The 17,777-nt window shown below is 60.5% G+C and carries 14 protein-coding genes; 12 read left to right on the top strand and 2 right to left on the bottom strand.

The annotated features are described in order from the left end of the window. Positions 1-101: 101 nt before the first annotated feature. The 9 genes from GO014_RS14755 to GO014_RS14715 all read left to right on the top strand — a co-directional run bounded on the left by GO014_RS14755 (position 102) and on the right by GO014_RS14715 (position 12,053). Entirely contained in the window at positions 102-2,567 is a 2,466-nt protein-coding gene (locus tag GO014_RS14755; RefSeq protein WP_157291085.1) for an acyl-CoA dehydrogenase, read from the top strand. A gap of 151 nt (positions 2,568-2,718) precedes the next feature. After that, positions 2,719-4,680 (top strand): 3-hydroxyacyl-CoA dehydrogenase NAD-binding domain-containing protein, encoded by a 1,962-nt coding sequence (locus tag GO014_RS14750; RefSeq protein ID WP_157291084.1) that lies wholly within the window; start codon positions 2,719-2,721, stop codon positions 4,678-4,680. 13 nt (positions 4,681-4,693) lie between these two features. Beyond that, the gene (locus GO014_RS14745; RefSeq protein WP_157291083.1) at positions 4,694-5,977 is read left to right on the top strand and encodes an acetyl-CoA C-acetyltransferase; all 1,284 of its coding nucleotides are present in this window, start codon (positions 4,694-4,696) and stop codon (positions 5,975-5,977) included. Further along, positions 5,974-6,132, top strand: coding sequence for a hypothetical protein (locus tag GO014_RS14740; RefSeq protein ID WP_157291082.1), 159 nt, complete (start codon positions 5,974-5,976; stop codon positions 6,130-6,132). Before GO014_RS14745 ends, GO014_RS14740 begins: the two co-directional genes overlap by 4 nt. 313 nt (positions 6,133-6,445) lie before the next feature. Then, entirely contained in the window at positions 6,446-8,020 is a 1,575-nt protein-coding gene (locus GO014_RS14735; protein ID WP_157291081.1) for a peptide ABC transporter substrate-binding protein, read from the top strand. A 182-nt stretch (positions 8,021-8,202) separates the two neighbouring features. Beyond that, positions 8,203-9,126 (top strand): ABC transporter permease, encoded by a 924-nt coding sequence (locus tag GO014_RS14730; RefSeq protein ID WP_116589944.1) that lies wholly within the window; start codon positions 8,203-8,205, stop codon positions 9,124-9,126. After that, complete coding sequence (locus tag GO014_RS14725; protein ID WP_116589945.1) at positions 9,126-10,046, top strand: ABC transporter permease; 921 nt, start codon at positions 9,126-9,128, stop codon at positions 10,044-10,046. Before GO014_RS14730 ends, GO014_RS14725 begins: the two co-directional genes overlap by 1 nt. A gap of 1 nt (position 10,047) precedes the next feature. After that, on the top strand, positions 10,048-11,034 hold the full coding sequence (locus tag GO014_RS14720; RefSeq protein WP_116589946.1) for an ABC transporter ATP-binding protein: 987 nt from the start codon (positions 10,048-10,050) through the stop codon (positions 11,032-11,034). Next, entirely contained in the window at positions 11,034-12,053 is a 1,020-nt protein-coding gene (locus GO014_RS14715) for an ABC transporter ATP-binding protein (protein ID WP_104893079.1), read from the top strand. Before GO014_RS14720 ends, GO014_RS14715 begins: the two co-directional genes overlap by 1 nt. 17 nt (positions 12,054-12,070) lie before the next feature. Here GO014_RS14715 and GO014_RS14710 read toward each other — a convergent pair whose 3' ends face one another. Continuing rightward, a complete protein-coding gene (locus GO014_RS14710; protein WP_157291080.1) occupies positions 12,071-12,574 on the bottom strand; it encodes a response regulator in 504 nt (167 codons plus the stop codon). A 182-nt stretch (positions 12,575-12,756) separates the two neighbouring features. On the opposite strand from GO014_RS14710, the gene ykgO reads away from it, so the two are divergent. The 3 genes from ykgO (at position 12,757) to GO014_RS14695 (ending at position 16,247) form a co-directional block, all read left to right on the top strand. Further along, on the top strand, positions 12,757-12,882 hold the full coding sequence (gene ykgO / locus GO014_RS14705; RefSeq protein WP_046105532.1) for a type B 50S ribosomal protein L36: 126 nt from the start codon (positions 12,757-12,759) through the stop codon (positions 12,880-12,882). A 1,301-nt stretch (positions 12,883-14,183) separates the two neighbouring features. Beyond that, positions 14,184-15,446 (top strand): O-antigen ligase family protein, encoded by a 1,263-nt coding sequence (locus GO014_RS14700; RefSeq protein ID WP_157291079.1) that lies wholly within the window; start codon positions 14,184-14,186, stop codon positions 15,444-15,446. Positions 15,447-16,037: 591 nt separating this feature from the next. Then, positions 16,038-16,247, top strand: a complete 210-nt coding sequence (locus GO014_RS14695; protein WP_157291078.1) for a hypothetical protein — start codon at positions 16,038-16,040, stop codon at positions 16,245-16,247. 742 nt (positions 16,248-16,989) lie between these two features. On the opposite strand, the gene GO014_RS14690 is transcribed toward GO014_RS14695, so the two are convergent. Further along, complete coding sequence (locus GO014_RS14690) at positions 16,990-17,679, bottom strand: L,D-transpeptidase (RefSeq protein ID WP_157291077.1); 690 nt, start codon at positions 17,677-17,679, stop codon at positions 16,990-16,992. Positions 17,680-17,777: the final 98 nt, after the last annotated feature.

The raw sequence follows: 17,777 nt of genomic DNA, 5'->3' as shown, positions 1-17,777 counted from the left end.
CGAGGGAAAGCGGGTCGAAACTTTCGTTGCGGCCCGGCATTTGGTTGAAGACGGCGTTGCTCCCCAGCATGGGGCAATGTTGCGTGAGGAGGATGTGGGCGATGACCCTGTTGCTGGTTGCGATCAGTCTGGTGGCGTTTGGTGCTCTGGCCATGCGGGAAAGCCCGCTTTGGCAGTGGGGTGCCGCTTTCGCCGTGATCGGTTTGGTGTCGGGCCTCGACTTCACCCAATCCGGCGCTGTGTATGGTTTGGGCTGGTTCTCCTGGGTGCTGATTGTTTTCGGCGCCGTATTGCTGACTCTTTCGGTCAAGCCGATCCGCATGGCTGTGCTCACCAGACCGATTTACGGCGCCGTCAAATCCATTCTCCCCAAAGTCAGCCGTACCGAGCAGGAAGCGCTCGATGCGGGTACTGTTGGCTGGGATGCCGAATTGTTCTCCGGTCGTCCGGACTGGAGCAAGCTGACCGGAATTCGGCCGCTCACCCTGACCGAAGAGGAACAGGCCTTTCTCGACGGCCCAACCGAAACCGCCTGCAAGATGATCGACGATTGGGATATCCGCCACAATCGCGCCGATCTCAGCCCCGAACTCTGGGACTTTCTCAAGTCCAAGGGTTTCCTGGGCATGCTGATTGCCAAGGAGCATGGCGGCTTGGGCTTTTCGGCTCAGGCCCAGTCGATGATCGTCTCCAAGATATCGAGCCGCTCGGTTGCCGCCGGCATCACCGTCATGGTGCCCAATTCTCTTGGGCCGGGCGAATTGCTGGAAAAATACGGCACGCCGGCGCAGAAGGAAAAGTACCTTCATCGTCTTGCCGATGGCCGCGAGGTGCCGTGCTTTGCGCTGACTGGCGTGCATTCCGGTTCTGACGCAGGTGGTATGCGCGATATCGGTGTTGTCACCAAGGGCATGCACAATGGCGAAGAAGTGCTGGGCGTGCGCCTCAGCTTTGACAAGCGCTACATTACCCTGGCGCCCATCGCCACCCTTGTGGGCCTGGCCTTCATCCTCAAGGATCCGGAAAATCTGCTCGGGCGTGGCCCCGACATCGGCATCACCCTGGCGCTGATCCCGCATGATCATCCGGGGCTCGATATCGGCCGACGCCATTATCCGGCCCGCCAGGCCTTCATGAACGGGCCGGTGCGCGGCACCGACATGTTCGTGCCGATGGATTTCCTGATCGGGGGCACCGACTATGCCGGGCAAGGCTGGCGTATGCTGATGGAGTGCCTGTCCACTGGGCGCGCCATTTCACTGCCGGCCATCGGCACCACGTCGATCAAGCAGACCTTGCGCGCCACTTCGGCCTATGCGCGGGTGCGCCGCCAGTTCGGCATTCCCGTGGGCATCATGGAGGGCGTGGCCGAGCCGCTCGGCGAAATGGTCAAGCGCGCCTATATGTATGAGGCGACACGCCGCCTTACTGCCTCCATGGTCGACGAAGGCCAGCGTCCGGCCGTTATCGCGGGCCTGCTGAAATACACCACCACCGAAGCCATGCGCGAGAGCATGGACGATGCCTTCGACATCCAGGGTGGCCGCGCCATCCAGGACGGGCCGGGCAATTATCTGTTCGGCGCCTATCAGGCCCTGCCGGTGGCCATCACGGTGGAGGGTGCGAACATTCTCACCCGCACGCTGATGACCTTTGCCCAAGGTGTGCTGCGCGCGCACCCTTATCTCCTCAAGGAAATTCAGGCGGCGCAGAACAAAGACAAAAAAGCCGGGCTCGAAGCGTTCGACGCGGCCTTTGGTGGCCATACCGGGTTCATGCTGCGCAATATCGTGGCGAGTTTCCTGCATGGCCTGACCAATGGCGCCTTCGCCTCGGCGCCCAATGAAGGCTCCATGGCTCGCTGGTACCGGCGCCTGCACCGCTATAGCCAGGACTTTGCCCTAGTGGCTGACTGGACCACGGTCGTGCTGGGCGGCGCGCTCAAGCGCAAGCAGAAGATTTCCGGCCGCATGGCCGATATCCTGGGCGACCTCTATCTGATGTCGGCGACCCTCAAGCGCTTCGAGGAGGAAGGGGCGATCGCCGAGGACAAGGAACTGGTCGAGGCCATCATGGCCGATCGGGTCGCCTCGCTCGAAGGCAAGTTCGCCGAAGTGTTTGCCAATTTCCCCAATCCGGTGTTTGCCTGGGCCATGCGGTTCCTTTGCTTCCCGCTCGGCCGTCACGCCCAGCCCGCTTCGGACCGCATCAACTACCGCTTCGTTCGTTCGGTGCTGCGCCCCGGCGCGTTCCGCGACCGGCTGACCACGGGCGTCTTTGTCTCGATGGACCCAAATGACGTGACGGGCGTTCTGGAAGATGCCTTGCTCAAGGTGACAGAGGCCGAGGAGATCGAAGCCAAGTTCATCAAGGCCGCGCGCCGCGGTGTCATTGAGCGCCGGCTGGATCGTGATGCGATTGCCGATGCGGTCGAGGCCGGTGTGCTGAGTGACAATGAGGCTGGCATCATGCGGGCCGCTGATGAAGCCACCAACCGGGCCGTGCATGTCGATGATTTCGATCAGGACGTGCTTAAGGAAACCGCGCCGCGCCAGGCGGCGGAGTAGTGACAGAGGCCCCGTGCTTGAAGGCTTTGCTGCGCGAAGCACTTCGGCATGAGGGCCGACGATTAACCGGTGTTCCCATGGCCCTCATGGTGAGGCGGGAGCAAAGCGACCCTCGAACGACGTGGGCGCGGCTACGGAGGACCGAACGAACATGATCGCCCCACAGGCAACCGAGACCAGACATTGGCGTTTTCACACCGATCTTGAAAAGATCGGCTGGCTGACCATCAACACTCCCGAGTCCTCGGTGAATACGCTGAGCCGCGAAGCCATAATGGAGCTCGAAACGCTGGTGGCGCGCTTCGAGGACCTGGCCGGTTCCGACGAACTGGCGGGCGTGGTGATCCTGTCGGGCAAGGATAGCGGCTTCATCGCTGGCGCCGATGTCAGCGAGTTCGACGCGATGAGCGATTTTTCGGTGTTGCCCGAAGCCCTCCGGCGCACTCATGCGCTGTTTGCCCGCATCGAATCGCTACCCGTGCCGGTGGTGGCCGGCATTCACGGCTTCTGCCTGGGCGGCGGTCTCGAGCTGGCCTTGGCCTGCCATTATCGCATTGCCGTCAATGACGAGAAAACCCGCATCGGCTTCCCGGAAGTGAACCTGGGCATCTTCCCCGGTTTTGGCGGCACCGGCCGATCGATCCGTCAGGCGGGGCCGGTCGATGCCATGGGCATCATGCTCACCGGCAAGATGCTGCGGGCAGGTGCCGCGCGCGGCCTCAACCTCGTCGACAAGCTGGTGCGCCATCGCGACCAGCTGCGCTGGGAAGGCCGCAAGGCGGTGTTGGCAAGGAAGAAATCGAGCCCGGCGCCGGCGATCAAGAAAGCGGCTGCCTTGCCGCTGGTGCGCGAGGCCATTGCCAACCAGATGCGCAAGCAGGCCGGCAGGAAGGCCCGCAAGGAGCACTACCCTGCCCCCTATGCGTTGATCGACCTGTTCGAAAAGCATGGCAATGACTGGCGCGCCATGATCCGCGGCGAGGTCGATGCCTTTGTGCCGCTGATGGGTTCGCCCACCGCCACCAACCTTAGACGCGTGTTCTTCCTTTCCGAAGGCCTCAAGAAACAGGGCCTCAAAGGCGCCAAATTCTCCCGCGTGCATGTGATTGGTGCCGGGGTGATGGGCGGCGACATCGCTGCCTGGTGCGCCTATCGCGGCATGAGTGTCACCTTGCAGGATCTCGATATGGAGCGCATCAAGCCAGCGCTCGACCGGGCCAAGAAGCTGTTCAGCAAGCGCTACAAGAAGAAGCGCGAGGTCGATGCGGCCATGCTGCGCCTTGTCGCCGACCCCAAGGGCACCGGCGTTTCCCGCGCCGATGTCATCATCGAGGCAGTGGTGGAAAAGCTCGAGATCAAGCAGAAGATTTTTTCCGGCATTGAAGACCGGCTCAAGCCCGGCGCGATCCTGGCCACCAATACTTCCTCGATCGAACTTGAACGCATCGCCGAGGCACTGAAGGATCCCGCCCGGCTGATCGGGCTGCACTTCTTCAATCCGGTGGCGCAGCTACCGCTGGTGGAGGTGATCCGCTCGACCTTCAATACCGATGAAGAGATCGGCAAGGGCGCCAGTTTCGCCCAGGCCATCGGCAAGTCGCCGGTAGTGGTCAAGTCCGCGCCGGGCTTTCTCGTCAACCGCGTGCTCATGCCCTACATGCTGGGCGCGGTGGAGCGGGTGGAAAAGGGCGAGAGCAAGGAATTGCTCGACGCCGCCGCCGTTGCTTTCGGCATGCCGATGGGGCCGATCGAATTGATGGACACCGTCGGCTTGGATGTCGGCAAATCGGTCGCGACCGAACTGGGTCACGATATTCCCGCCGACAGCAAGTTTGCCAGGCTGATCGCCGAAGGCAAGCTCGGCCGCAAGACCGGAGAGGGCTTCTACAAGTGGGAAAAGGGCAAAGCGCAGAAGGGTGAAACGCCCAGCCATCCCGACCTCGCTGGCCTGGGCAAGGAACTGGTCAAGCCGCTGGTCGACATGACCGAAGTGGTGGTCGCCGAGGGCGTGGTTGCATCGCCCGAACTGGCCGATATCGGCGTCATCATGGGCACCGGTTTTGCCCCCTTCCTGGGTGGGCCGATGAAGGCCCGTGCCGATGGCCGCGCGTAAGAGGAGAATACCAATGACTGAACTCAAGCGCGTTGCCATTGTCGGCTCGGCTCGCATTCCCTTTGCCCGCGGTGGCACTGCCTATGCGGATGAAACCAATCTGTCCATGCTCGGCACGGTGCTGGGGGCGGTGGCCGACAAGTTCGGCCTCAAGGGCGAAAAGGTCGATGAGGTGATCGCCGGTGCGGTGATCAACCATTCGCGCGATTTCAACATCGCCCGCGAAGCCCTGCTCGATGCGGGCCTCAGTCCCCGCACCCCCGGCACCACCATGCAGATCGCCTGCGGCACAAGCCTGCAGGCGGCGCTGGTGCTGGCCGGCAAGATTGCCTCGGGGCAGATCGAGAGCGGCATTGCCGCCGGCTCGGACACGGTGAGCGATAGCCCCATCGTCTTTGGCCCGAAGTTCCAGCATCGCCTGCTCAATGCCAATGCCGCCAAGACGACGGGACAGAAGCTGGGTGCCTTCAAGGGCTTTTCCCTTGGCGAACTGACCCCGGTGGCGCCTTCCGTCAACGAGCCGCGCACCGGCCTGTCCATGGGCCAGCATTGCGAATTGATGGCGCGTGAATGGGGCATCAGCCGCAAGGATCAGGACGCACTGGCCGTGGCCAGCCACCGCAATGCGGCGGCGGCCTATGACGAGGGCTTCCACGATGACCTCCTGGTGTCCTGTGCAGGTCTGGTGCGGGATAATAATGTCCGCGCCGATGCCAATCTGGACAAGTTGAGCACGCTCAAGCCCGCCTTCGACAAATCGAGCGGCCATGGTACGCTGACGGCCGGTAATTCTACGCCGCTGACCGATGGCGCGGCCGGGGTGCTGCTGGCCAGCGAAGAGTGGGCGAAAGCGCGTGGCCTGCCGATCCTGGCGTACCTGACCACGGGCCGCGTGGCCGGCAATGACTTCGCCCATGGTGAGGGCCTGCTGATGGCGCCGACCATTGCGGTTTCCGAGATGCTGGCAAAGGCCGGTCTCGGTTTTGACGACATCGATCATTTCGAACTGCACGAAGCCTTCGCCGCGCAGGTGCTGTGCACGCTCAAGGCGTGGAAGGATCCGGCCTATTGCAAGGACGTTCTCGGGCGCGACACCGTCTTGGGTGAGATCGATCCGGCCAAGATCAATGTGAAGGGTTCGAGTCTGGCCTATGGCCACCCCTTTGCCGCGACCGGCGCGCGAATTCTGGGCCTGACGGCCAAGATGCTGTCGAACCAGGCCAACAAGAAGGCACTGATTTCGGTGTGCACGGCAGGTGGCATGGGCGTGGCAGCTCTGGTAGAAAGCGCTCAATGAGCGACAATGTCATCAAATTCCAGCGGCCTGAGAAGAAGCCCGAGCCGCCCGTGAAGAAACCGCGCGGCCCTTTGCCGGGCTGGGTGCCCTTCGCCGTGCTGTTTGGTGTGGCCCTCATCATATTTTTTGTGCAGGGCGGCATGCAGCCGAGCTGAGCGGCTTGATGCGCCGAATTAGCACGCGCTTGCGCGAGCCGAAGATTGATCCAGACACCATAGTATCTGAATCCAACATTGCCCTGTCCGGCAAAAATTCATGCCTGCCAACAGTTTGAATGCAGGATATTCACAGTCGACCGTCAGATGACGTTTAGGTCAATCTTTTGCTTGTCAGTGGACGGATTTGCGTAATACCGTCCACCATCTTGCTCGCCGGGCCCTGCCTGGCGACGAAGAAGAATGAGCTGCCCGACGTCGAAGGCGGCCAGTCAGAGAAACGCGAAGAATTCCACAAGGAGATGGGACGATAATGAAATTCACAACAGCCCTTAAGGCCGTTGCGCTGGCCAGCGTGTTCAGCTTGAGCTTCGGCGCCGTGCAGGCACAGACCCTGCACATGATGAATGGCGGCGAGCCCGCTTCGCTCGATCCGCATCGCGTTTCCGGCGACTGGGAAAACCGGATTGTCGGCGACTATATCGAAGGCCTGATGACCGAAGATGCCGAAGGCGCGCCGATCCTGGGTGCGGCCGAGTCCTATGAGGTGTCCGAGGACGGCCTGGTTTACACCTTCAAGATCCGCGAAGATTCGGTGTGGTCCGATGGCGAGCCGGTGACGGCAGGTGATTTCGTCTTCGCCTTCCAGCGCCTGATGAACCCTGAGACAGCAGCCGGCTACGCCTATCTGCAGTATCCGATCAAGAATGCCGAGGCCGTCAATGCCGGCGAGATGGAGCTGAGCGAGCTCGGCGTTGCTGCCATCGACGACAAGACGCTTGAGATCACGCTGGAAAATCCGGCGCCATTCTTCCTGGGCGCCCTGACCCACTACACCGCCTATCCCGTGCCGCAGCATGCGGTGGAAGAGTTTGGCGACGACTGGATCCAGCCCCAGAACATTGTAGGCAATGGTCCCTACACCCCGGTCGAATGGGTGCCCGGTTCGCACATCAAGTCGGTCAAGTCCGAAAGCTATCACGACGCGGAAAACGTGCAGATCGAAGAGGTCATGTACTACGCGCTTGACGACCTGACCGCTGCGGTTAACCGCTACCGCGCCGGCGAGTTCGATATCCTGACCGACTTCCCGGCCGATCAGGTGACCGCGCTGGGTGAAGACGCAGCCGTCGCCGCCTTCCAGGGCGTGCACTACTACGTGATGAACCAGAATGCCGAGAAGCTGCAGGACGTCAATGTCCGCAAGGCACTCTCGATGGCGATCAATCGCGAAGTGATCGGCCCCGACCTTTGGGGTACGGGCGAAGTGGCGGCCTATTCCTGGGTCCCGCCCGGCACGGCCAACTATGTCGAGGACGCCTTCCAATATGAGTGGGCCGATACGCCATATGGCGAGCGCGTTGAAGAAGCCCGCGCGCTGATGGAAGCAGCCGGCTATTCGGCAGACAATCCGCTGAAGCTGACGATCAACTACAACACCAACGACAATCACCAGCGCCTTGCGGTGGCGATTTCCTCGATGTGGGAGCAGGTCCACGTCACCACCGAGCTGTCCAATGCCGAAGTGGCCGTGCACTATGATGCGCTGCAGAACAACGACTTCGACTCGATCGGCCGAGCCGGCTGGCTGATGGATTACAACGATCCGATCAACATGCTCGAACTGCTGCGTAGCGACATCCAGTACAACTATGGTCGCTACAGCAATCCGGAGTTCGACCAGTTGCTGCGTGATTCGGCCACCGAGCTCGATCTCGAGGCCCGCGCCGAGATCCTGGCCAAGGCCGAAACCATCGCCATGGAAGACTATGCAGCCCTGCCGCTGGCCTTCTATGTGTCGCGCAATGCCGTTTCGCCGCGCATTGAGGGCTTCGTCCCCAATGCCCGCGACGTGCATCGCACCCGCTGGATGAGCAAGTCCGAGTAATCGGGCCAATCCGAGGTCCGGTCGCCCCAAGGGGCGGCCGGACTTTTTCTGCTCCGGCGTGATGCCTTGATTCCTCACCGCCGGTGACCGCTGTACGGGTTCGTACGTTCAAGTTTATTCGAGGGCAGATCCAGCCGTCGGCCAGTGGCCGCGTTGCTCTGCTCGCTCAGGTCCCTAAAGAAATGCTGCGCTATGCAACGCGGCGCGTGCTTTCGGCGCTGCCGATCGCCTTTATCGCCGTTACCGTCTGCTTCTTCATTCTGCGCGCCGCCCCGGGCGGGCCGTTCGACTCCGACCGGCCACTTCCGCCTGAAGTGCTGGCCAATGTCCGCGCCTATTACAATCTCGATCAGCCTCTGTTCATGCAGTACCTGCTCTATATCGGCGGGGTGCTGCGCGGGGATCTGGGGCCGTCCATGTCGTCCTACGACTTCTCGGTCTCCGAGTTGATGGCGATCGGCATGCCGTTCTCGCTGCAACTGGGGCTGACCGCCTTCGTGATCGCAACGACAATCGGCGTGCTCACCGGGATGATTGCAGCGGTCTACAAGAACAAGTGGCCCGACTACCTGCTGGTGCTGGTGGTGATGATCGGTGTGATCGTCCCCAATTTCCTTATCGGCGCACTGCTTCAGCTCTGGTTCGGCGTCTATCTGCGCTGGTTGCCTGCGGGCGGCTGGGTGCCGGGGAGCTGGGCGCATCTGGTGCTGCCCGTGGCCGTGCTGTCCTGGGCGCATGCGGCACGCATTTCGCGGCTGATGCGCGGCTCGATGATCGAGACGCTGGGCACCAATTATGTGCGGACCGCCCGTTCCAAGGGACTGGGCGAGCGGATGGTGCTGGCACGTCATGCTATCAAGCCGGCCCTGATCCCGGTCGTCAGCTATCTCGGACCGGGCCTGTCCTATCTGCTCACCGGCTCGCTGGTGGTCGAACAGATCTTCGGCCTGCCAGGAATTGGCCGCTATTTCATTCAGGCCGCCCTTAATCGCGACTACGGCATGGTGCTGGGCACGACGCTCTTCTACATGCTGCTGATCATTGCGCTCAATCTGATCGTGGACCTCGTCTATGCCTGGCTCGATCCCAAGGTGAGGTACCGCTGATGGCCGGATTGACTCAAAAAGACGAGGTGCTCACCCGCTATGCGGAAAAGCTGAGCACGCTCAAGGCCCCCAAGGGCCGCTCGCTGACCGATGATGCGATCCGGCGCATGCTGGCCAACAAGGCCGCCATGGTGTCGCTGTTCGTGCTGGCCGCCATTGTGCTGTTCGCCTTTGTGGGACCTTATTTCGTGCCCTGGGGCTATTCAGAGGTCGATTGGGCCAGCATCCGCAAGCCCCCCGATTTCGAGGCCGGGCACTTCTTCGGTACCGATCATAATGGCCGGGACCTTTTGGCCCGCACCATGTTCGGCACGCAGATGAGCCTGATCGTGGCGCTGGTGGCCACCACCGTGTCGGTGGTGATCGGCATCGCCTATGGCGCCATTGCCGGTTATTTCGGCGGCCGGGTCGATGCGGTGATGATGCGTATCGTCGATATGCTCTATGCGCTGCCCTATATCCTGTTCGTCATTATTCTGGTGGTGATTTTCGGCCGCAATCCGATCCTGTTGTTCGTCGGCATCGGGGCGATCGAATGGCTGACCATGGCCCGCATCGTGCGCGGCCAGACGCTGACGCTCAAGGAAAAGGAATTCGTGGAAGCGGCCCGGGCGGGCGGTGCCAAGCCCTGGACCATCATCTTCCGCCACATCGTGCCGAACCTGACCGGGCCGGTGGTGATTTATGCCACGCTGACCATTCCCGAGATCATCATCGTGGAGAGTTTCCTCTCCTATCTGGGCCTGGGTATCCAGGAACCCCAGACCTCGCTGGGCACGCTGATCTCCACCGGTGCGCCGGTGGCCGAGGTAACGCCCTGGATGCTGATCTATCCCGGCATCATTCTGGTGTCGCTGCTGTTCTGCCTGACCTATGTGGGCGACGGCCTGCGCGACGCGCTCGACCCCAAGGACCGCTGACATGTCCGATTACGTACTTTCCATCCAGGACCTGTCGGTCACCTTCGCCTTGCATGACACAGAGGTGCAGGCTGTGCGCGAAATGAATTTCGACCTTCGGGCCGGGGAGACCCTGGCCGTAGTGGGCGAAAGCGGCTCGGGCAAAAGCCAGGCCTTTCTCGGGATCATGGGCCTGTTGGCCAAGAACGGCCGGGCCACCGGCAAGGCCATGCTGGGTGATGTCAATCTGCTCGGCATGGCGCCGTCGCGGCTCGATGCCTATCGTGGCAAGGACATCGCCATGATCTTTCAGGATCCGATGACCTCGCTCAATCCAAGTCTCAAGGTCAAGACGCAACTTTCCGAGGTGCTGGTCAAGCATCGCGGCTTTGACACGCGCAAGGCCGAGATGACGACGATCGAAATGCTCGAGCGGGTCGGCATCCCCGAGCCGGCCAAGCGCGCCAATGCCTATCCGCACGAGATGAGCGGGGGCATGCGGCAGCGCGTGATGATCGCCATGGCGCTATTGTGCCAGCCCAAGATCCTGATTGCGGACGAGCCGACCACGGCGCTCGATGTGACTGTGCAGGCGCAGATGCTGGACCTGTTCAAGACGCTGACCGAGGATTTCGGCACCTCGCTGGTGATGATCACGCATGATCTGGGCGTGGTGGCTGGCGTGGCCGACCGCATGATGGTGATGTATGGCGGTCGTGCCGTCGAAAAGGGCAAGGTCGACGACCTGTTCTACGATCCGCGCCACCCCTATACGCTGGGCCTGTTGCATTCGACCCCGCATATCGCGCATCGCGCCGCGCGGCTCGACCCGATCCAGGGCCTGCCGCCCAGCCTTGAACACCTGCCCAAGGGCTGCTCGTTCAATCCGCGCTGTGCTTTCTGTTTTGACCGGTGCCTGGAAGAACGCCCGCCGCTGACCCCGTTGGGGGACGAGCGCGAAAAGGCGTGCTTCTTTGAGGGCCCGCTGCAATCGAAAAAGGTGGCCTGATGAACCAGACCCCCGCCAATCTGCTCGAGATCCGCGATCTCAAAAAGACCTTCTCCATCGCCACCGGCCTGTTCTCGCGGCAGCTGACCCTGACCGCGCTGGCCGATATCAATTTCAATGTGCGCCAGGGTGAAACCCTGGGCATTGTGGGCGAAAGTGGCTGTGGCAAATCCACGCTGGGGCGCTGCATCCTGCAATTGATCAGCCCCGATGAGGGCCAGGTGCTCTGGCTGGGCCAGGACCTGACGCGGGTGCCGGCCGAGGAGATGCGCAAGCGCCGCGCCGATCTGCAGATCATCTTCCAGGATCCGCTCGCTTCGCTCAACCCGCGCATGACCGTGGGCGAGATCATCGAGGACCCGCTGCGCACGCTGCGGCCGGAAATGAACAAGACCGAGCGCCGTGCCCGCGTGGTGCGGATCATGGAATCGGTCGGCTTGCTGCCCGAGATGATTAATCGCTATCCGCACGAGTTCTCGGGAGGCCAGGCGCAGCGCATCGGCATTGCCCGGGCGCTGATCACCGAGCCCAAGCTGATCGTGTGCGACGAGCCGGTCTCGGCGCTGGACGTCTCGATCCAGGCACAGATCCTGAACCTGCTGGCCGAGCTCAAGGACGAGTTCGGGCTGACGCTGATTTTCATCTCGCACAATCTGAGCGTGGTGCGGCATGTATCGGACCGCATTCTGGTGCTTTATCTGGGCCGGATCGTGGAGCTGGCAACTGGGGACGAGATCTATGAGGATCCCAAGCACCCCTATACGACCGCGCTATTGACGGCGGTGCCGATCCCCGACCCCAAGCTGGCGCGGCAGCGCAATATTGATGCGTTGAAGGGGGAAATTCCCTCCCCGATCAATCCGCCCTCGGGCTGCACCTTCCGCACCCGTTGCCGCCATGCCCAGCCGCAATGCGCCGAAACCAGGCCGCCCCTGGAAACCCTTGAGAATGGTCGGCTGGTCGCCTGTATCCGCTGGCGCGAGATTGAGGCGGAAAAGGCTGCCCTCGCCGAAGCCTGAGAGCTGCCCGGACGGGGTCAGGCCTCGTCTGGCTCATGCGGGCTGCGCCGGTCGGCAGCGCCGACATCTTTGGCCTGCCGTCGCCGGTCGGGCCCGGCATACCCACCAGCCTCGACGAAGGGGCGGGGATTGGCGGCAATGCTGTCGAGCCGCGTCTTGAGGTGGTTGGCTGCGAAAGGCTTGCGCAGGAATTCGGTCACCCCGGCATCGCGCGCCTCGGCAATGCGGGCGGCGTCGGGCGCTGCCGACATCATGATGATGGGTGTCAGTCGGTTGATGCTCCGCGCATCTGCGCGCAACCGCCTGACAATCTCCACAGCACCTGGCTTGGCAAGCCCGTCATCGATGATGACAATTTCGAACGGGCGGCGATTGAGTTCGACCTGCGCCTGATTTGCGTCATAGGCTTCGCGGATGTCGCGGCGTTTCAGACCGCGTAGCATGGTGGCAACCAGCGCGGCCATATTGGCCTGCGGGTCGATGATCAAGATGCCGGACTTGGTGATCTGTTCGCTGGTCATGGGCGGCGATTCTGAACTCGGTTCCATACCAGAATAAGCCTGGCCGATAACTGGTGCGTTAACGGCTGCGCAATGGGGGAAAGCGACGCGATTGCGCGTTGACAGCCGGGTTCGGTTTCCTTATGTAGAGGCCAGTTTTCGGGCGCCTTGGCGCCCCTTTTGTTTGACCGAGGATTACTAAGATGAAGATCCGCAACTCGCTGAAGGCGTTGATGACTCGCCACCGCGCGAACAAGCTCGTCCGCCGTCGCGGCCGCGTTTACATCATCAACAAGGTGGACAAGCGCTTCAAGGCCCGCCAGGGCTAAGCGCTTCGCTCCACTGATGTGACTTCGACAAGGCCCGCACGAAACTGCGGGCCTTGTTGCGTTTGGGGGGTAGGAACGGGGCGCGGACTGACCGCTCTCAAGCAGACGTATCGCTATTGAGACGTCAAACGCTTCTGCATCGACATCGCCCCTCCCACCAACCGTGATCCCCGGGTTTGACCCGAGGGCTGTGCACTTGAGTGGTGCGAGCGGGGTGGCTTTCTGGCAGGCTGCTTACGGTACCTAAAGCTCGGTACCTGCCACCCTAGGTAAGGGTGGGATGTATGACGTGGATGAGAGTGCGTTTTTTGAGCACCTTCCAACCGAACCAAGCGCGATGCGCAAGCGTATTCTCAGAGACACCTTTGTCGCCTGGAAAGACTATGGCCTTTTCTCTAATTTGAGGCGCTTGCACGGCCATTCAGCCTGATCGACCCGAGAGAGACGACGGCGAGTGATCGCGCGGCATCGCTGCTAGATTGGATCAATCCCAACCACGACCTTTCCGAGATTGATGGTGGCAACCTGTCGTTCACGGCTGACCTCGCATGGCAAGGCACTGGTTTTAGCTCCCAGTCGTCATGGCTGAACCCCACGGCGCTCGATGTTGAGTATGACAACAAAGGCTTCTTTGGCGTCCAGTCCATGTCAGCGATACAAGAGGAAGCTGTTTATGCTGGCTATGACAATACGTTGCTCCGGATCCGTTTGACAGCAAGTCCGAGCCCTACCAATGTTGGCAACCAACGAGTGGCAGCCTGGGGCTGGTCAAGGCGATCAGCTCACCAGCCATGCCGTATTAGGATGCAGCGTTCGAGACAAATTCCTCCGAGCCTACACCAAACTATTCTGGCAATGGTGAGTTCACTATTTCGCCCATGGCGACCGGAAAGTTTCTGCACCTCCTTAGTCGGCAAGCGGCAGATCAATACCAAATTCCGGAGGTGGGGGCGGTAACAGGGATATTGACGGTGTTCGAGGCAAAACTAATTTCGGCTTCCGGTTTGGATTTGAGCAACAAACCGGGAAATATCCTTGCGCAAGCAGGGATGGACTATCGTTCCACGCCCTCCAGTCCTCCGGCCGGTGATGCTTTTGTCTCTAGTCTGGTGCCTGTGCAACCGTATTGGCAGCGTTTGTATGAAACGACAATGCGGCCACTGGACTTCGGTGCGACAACGATTCCGGAACAGATCCGACAACTTGCGGATCGATCGTATGTCCCGAATATTGACCCCGATTACGGAGCCCCTTAACAGGAAAGGGGCAGATATCGACTTCTTGGAACAAGCGGCGCAAAAATGCTGAACACAACCAGGTTGTTTCTCGCTTTCCTTTATCTGCGGATCGCTGCGGCAATCGTCGATATGCGTTTTGGCGTCTCTACGTCGCCGCTCGTCTCGGTGATGACGCTGGGGTTCATCTGCTTGGTTTTCCTGACCAAGGCTCGATTGCGGCATGTTGGCATCGGGTTGTTTTGGGTCTTCGTTGTCATTGCTGGGTTAGGTGTGTTTTCCATGGTGGCCCAGCCGATGAGGAACCCCGGCGCCGCGTCCAGTTTTGTGGTGCAGACACTCCTCTATGCTGGCGTAGCGTTGGGGACAGCGGCGTTGTTCCGGACCCAGCAACACCTCCGCTGGCTATATGACTTCTGCGTGGTCTACCTGGCCATCGGTGCCTTTTCATCGGTTTACCAGATAGTGACACGGACCGGTCTCATCGAGCGCGACAATCAGCTGCTGCGTGCTTATGGCATTGGCTTCCACCCGGTCGACTATGGCATGATCGTCGTCATCCTATTGGTTCTTGCCGAGGTCTGCCGGAGGCGTGCCGGAGTGGGTGTCACTTGGACCTATAGGGCTGTTATACTTTCTAGCCTGGTTGCTCTCTATTTTACCCAGGCTCGGACTGCCTGGGTCATGCTCGCGCTCGTTGGCGTGTCTTATGTCTATGCGCGGAGCAAGGGCATCTGGAAGGTAACGTCAGTCCTGGGTGTGGGACTTGGCGGCATTTGGCTGGTGTTTGTCAGCGGACGTTTTGAGGATTTGACTACACTCCCGGCATTTCTGGCAAATACTGCATTTGATGCGACAGGTTACGACTACCGCTTGGTGGACAGCTCAATGGCCTGGCGGATTGTCAACTGGGTCATGCACTATCATGTCGCGTGGGAGAACCCGCTGATTGGATACGGCCCCGGTCAGGCACGCGACGTCAGCTACTTTCAACTGGAGATGCACAATGCGTTTCTGGAGTATTTCATAGAGTTGGGGTTGCCCGGGTTGGCAACTCTGACAGTCGGTATTGTCGTGGCCTGGTTGATGCACAAGCGGATTAAGCAGAACCTGAAACCATATCGCGGGGCTTACGCGATGGTGGCCGCATTGTCGCTGAGCATTCTGATCAGTATGGCGTCCAGCGTTGGATTTCTCGACCAAACGGCGGCGACCATGTTCATGATCATGCTTTTGGTTGTGGGGTCAGTCCGTTTGGTGCCGCTGGAGGGCGAGCAGTCATCAAGCCAACTTGAAGTGAGCCATCGCCCCCGCCCCGCCCTCGCCTAAGGCAAAAGCGGCCAGAAGCTGGGGCGCATCAACCCAGTAGTCAAAGCCCCACAAGTGGCCGCCAAAAAGACCGAATGCGATGCCGAAAGCAATATGAATAAGCAGTCGCACTGCTTATCTCATAGAAATACTAAACCAACTTGATCGGCTGTCTATCGGAGCAGCAGTAATGTGCTGAGACGAATGATGCTTAGCTGTCGCCCTTCTTAATCGAACAAATTTTCTGGATAGATCAGCATCGATGCCCGTTAGGAGCGGCTTGGCCCTACTGTAAATTGCTGAACCGTTATCTTTTGGGCAGTTCCTGAGTATGAAGCGCGTCCTCGCTATAGCGGCAAGTTTTGCTCTGATTGGTCTGATCGGACTAGCGGGGAGGGCAATCGTCAATTCAATCCCGCATGGCGGGCCTGTGCGCTACGCGCTCATTGGTGACTCCACTTTGGTTGGTGTACCGACAAGCCGGACTGGACAGAGCTATGGAATGGCAAAAGTGGAGCGCCCAATCTCCATGCAGGGCGAGATCTTCGGGCCGGAAACTTAGATCGCCATCGAGGCTACGGCGGCTTCGGTTACCGGGTCATTGCTTCCGTCTTGCCAGTCTGGCTGCTGTCCGACGATCCAGACATCGTGGTTTTCCAACCGGGGATAAACAATGTCTCTGTTGGTACAGAGCATGTGAGCGGCGCTGCACTCAGAATGCTTGATGTCATCCGGCTGGAGTTCGCAATGCTCGCGCCAGGGGCAACCGTATTGGCTGCGGAGATCGCCCCCTATGCACAAGACAGGCTGTTGCTGATCTGAACGACTACATCGCGGTCACGTTTTGAACCGTCGACTTGGCTTCGATATTCATTGGCGAGGACGGGAATCCAGATCGTTCTATGTTCTCAAATGCCATGAACCACCCCACTAACGCTGCATATCAAGAGATGGCCAAAAGGTGGGCGGCGGGCCTGATCCCCGCACTCCAGCCTGGGGCGCTTGCTGAGGCTGGGACCCACACCCAAACACCAACTGGCAACCAACGAGCTCATAATGTTCCTCGAGCGAAACGAGGATGTCCGCTTCTGGCGGACGACCAAGGTTTTCGCTACAGCAGAAATGGGGTCGGTGTCTGCCGCGGTCAAAAGTTATCCCCCAACACAAACCTCCCTTATCCTCCCTTCATCTCTCGCGCGATGAGCGGACTGCAGCGAACAATTGCGGGAGGAGCCGGTGAGACTGGATTCGCTCCAGGGCTCGTCTGCTCATCGGGCCACCTTGCGACGAGCGATCAATGGGGGCCACAACAGCAGAAGAAATCCGGTGTCCTTCGACCCGTCCCGAAGGGCAAATCTCTCCGGTGGAGAGATTTGAGGCGAGAAGGCCATAAGCGCTACGCGCGCACGGCCCATGGGGCGGCGGCGTCTCTATTTATTTTAGTTCATTGAGACGCACGCCTCGGGATACGTCCATTTCCAAAACCCGCGTCGCCAATGCGTCGTGCGGCGCAAAGTGCTGCGCGCAGGAAGGCGACCTTATGCGGTTCCATGGACAATTCGGATCAGGCCTTGAGCACGATGACCTTGGTGTTGACCGGTGTGCGCTCGTAAAGGTCCATCATGTCCTGGGTCAAAAGGCCGATACAGCCGCTTGAAATGCCCTTGCCGATGGTTTCGGCCTGTCTGGTGCTGTAGAGCGTATAAAGCGTAAAGCGGCCATCCTGGTAGAGATAGAGCGTGCGGGCGCCCAGCGGATTGTCGAGGCCGGGGGCCATGCCGCCGGCATATTTAGCGACTTCGGGCTGCCGCTCGATCATTTCCCTGGGCGGGGTCCAGACCGGCCATTCTGCCTTGCGGCCAATATAGGCGTCTCCGCTCCAGAGAAAGCCGGCCCGCCCCACATTGACGCCATAGCGCGTGGCGACATTGTCACCCTCGATGCGATAGACATAATAGTTGCGTGGATCGACGATGATGGTGCCGGGCACTTCGGCACTGTCATAGCGTACGGTGCGGCGCCAATATTTCGGGGCGACCTTGTTGAGGTTGACCGCCTCGATGGGAAAGCGCTCATCGGGCAGCGGGCCATAGACCTGTTCGGCCTCGGCCATGCTCAGGGCCTTGATCGTGGTGCAGCCGGAAAGTGCCAGCGTGCCCAGCGCCGCGGCGGAACCGAGCAGGAAACCCCTGCGGCCCATCGACGTAGTGCGTGTCGCCGGGCTGTTTGTGGTCCGTCCATCACCTGCACGCATGACCCTGCTCCCTTGTCAGCCTTGTTCGATCTTGGGCCTTGCAGGGTATGGCTGCAAGCAAAGCTTGAACAAACAAGGCCCCGACGGGGTCGGGGCCT

It is taken from the genome of Devosia marina, from assembly GCF_009758415.1.
In the GTDB taxonomy this organism is placed as follows: Bacteria; Pseudomonadota; Alphaproteobacteria; order Rhizobiales; family Devosiaceae; genus Devosia; species Devosia marina.
Note: the sequence above shows the minus strand (reverse complement) of the source record. Positions and strands in the feature narration are given on the sequence as shown.

What these genes read in the sequence shown, in the direction of transcription:
- GO014_RS14755 (WP_157291085.1), top strand. Translation starts at nt 102, where the DNA reads ATGACCCTGTTGCTGGTTGCGATCAGTCTGGTGGCGTTTGGTGCTCTG.
- GO014_RS14750 (WP_157291084.1), top strand. Translation starts at nt 2,719, where the DNA reads ATGATCGCCCCACAGGCAACCGAGACCAGACATTGGCGTTTTCACACC.
- GO014_RS14745 (WP_157291083.1), top strand. Translation starts at nt 4,694, where the DNA reads ATGACTGAACTCAAGCGCGTTGCCATTGTCGGCTCGGCTCGCATTCCC.
- GO014_RS14740 (WP_157291082.1), top strand. Translation starts at nt 5,974, where the DNA reads ATGAGCGACAATGTCATCAAATTCCAGCGGCCTGAGAAGAAGCCCGAG.
- GO014_RS14735 (WP_157291081.1), top strand. Translation starts at nt 6,446, where the DNA reads ATGAAATTCACAACAGCCCTTAAGGCCGTTGCGCTGGCCAGCGTGTTC.
- GO014_RS14730 (WP_116589944.1), top strand. Translation starts at nt 8,203, where the DNA reads ATGCTGCGCTATGCAACGCGGCGCGTGCTTTCGGCGCTGCCGATCGCC.
- GO014_RS14725 (WP_116589945.1), top strand. Translation starts at nt 9,126, where the DNA reads ATGGCCGGATTGACTCAAAAAGACGAGGTGCTCACCCGCTATGCGGAA.
- GO014_RS14720 (WP_116589946.1), top strand. Translation starts at nt 10,048, where the DNA reads ATGTCCGATTACGTACTTTCCATCCAGGACCTGTCGGTCACCTTCGCC.
- GO014_RS14715 (WP_104893079.1), top strand. Translation starts at nt 11,034, where the DNA reads ATGAACCAGACCCCCGCCAATCTGCTCGAGATCCGCGATCTCAAAAAG.
- GO014_RS14710 (WP_157291080.1), bottom strand. Translation starts at nt 12,574, where the DNA reads ATGACCAGCGAACAGATCACCAAGTCCGGCATCTTGATCATCGACCCG.
- ykgO (WP_046105532.1), top strand. Translation starts at nt 12,757, where the DNA reads ATGAAGATCCGCAACTCGCTGAAGGCGTTGATGACTCGCCACCGCGCG.
- GO014_RS14700 (WP_157291079.1), top strand. Translation starts at nt 14,184, where the DNA reads ATGCTGAACACAACCAGGTTGTTTCTCGCTTTCCTTTATCTGCGGATC.
- GO014_RS14690 (WP_157291077.1), bottom strand. Translation starts at nt 17,679, where the DNA reads ATGCGTGCAGGTGATGGACGGACCACAAACAGCCCGGCGACACGCACT.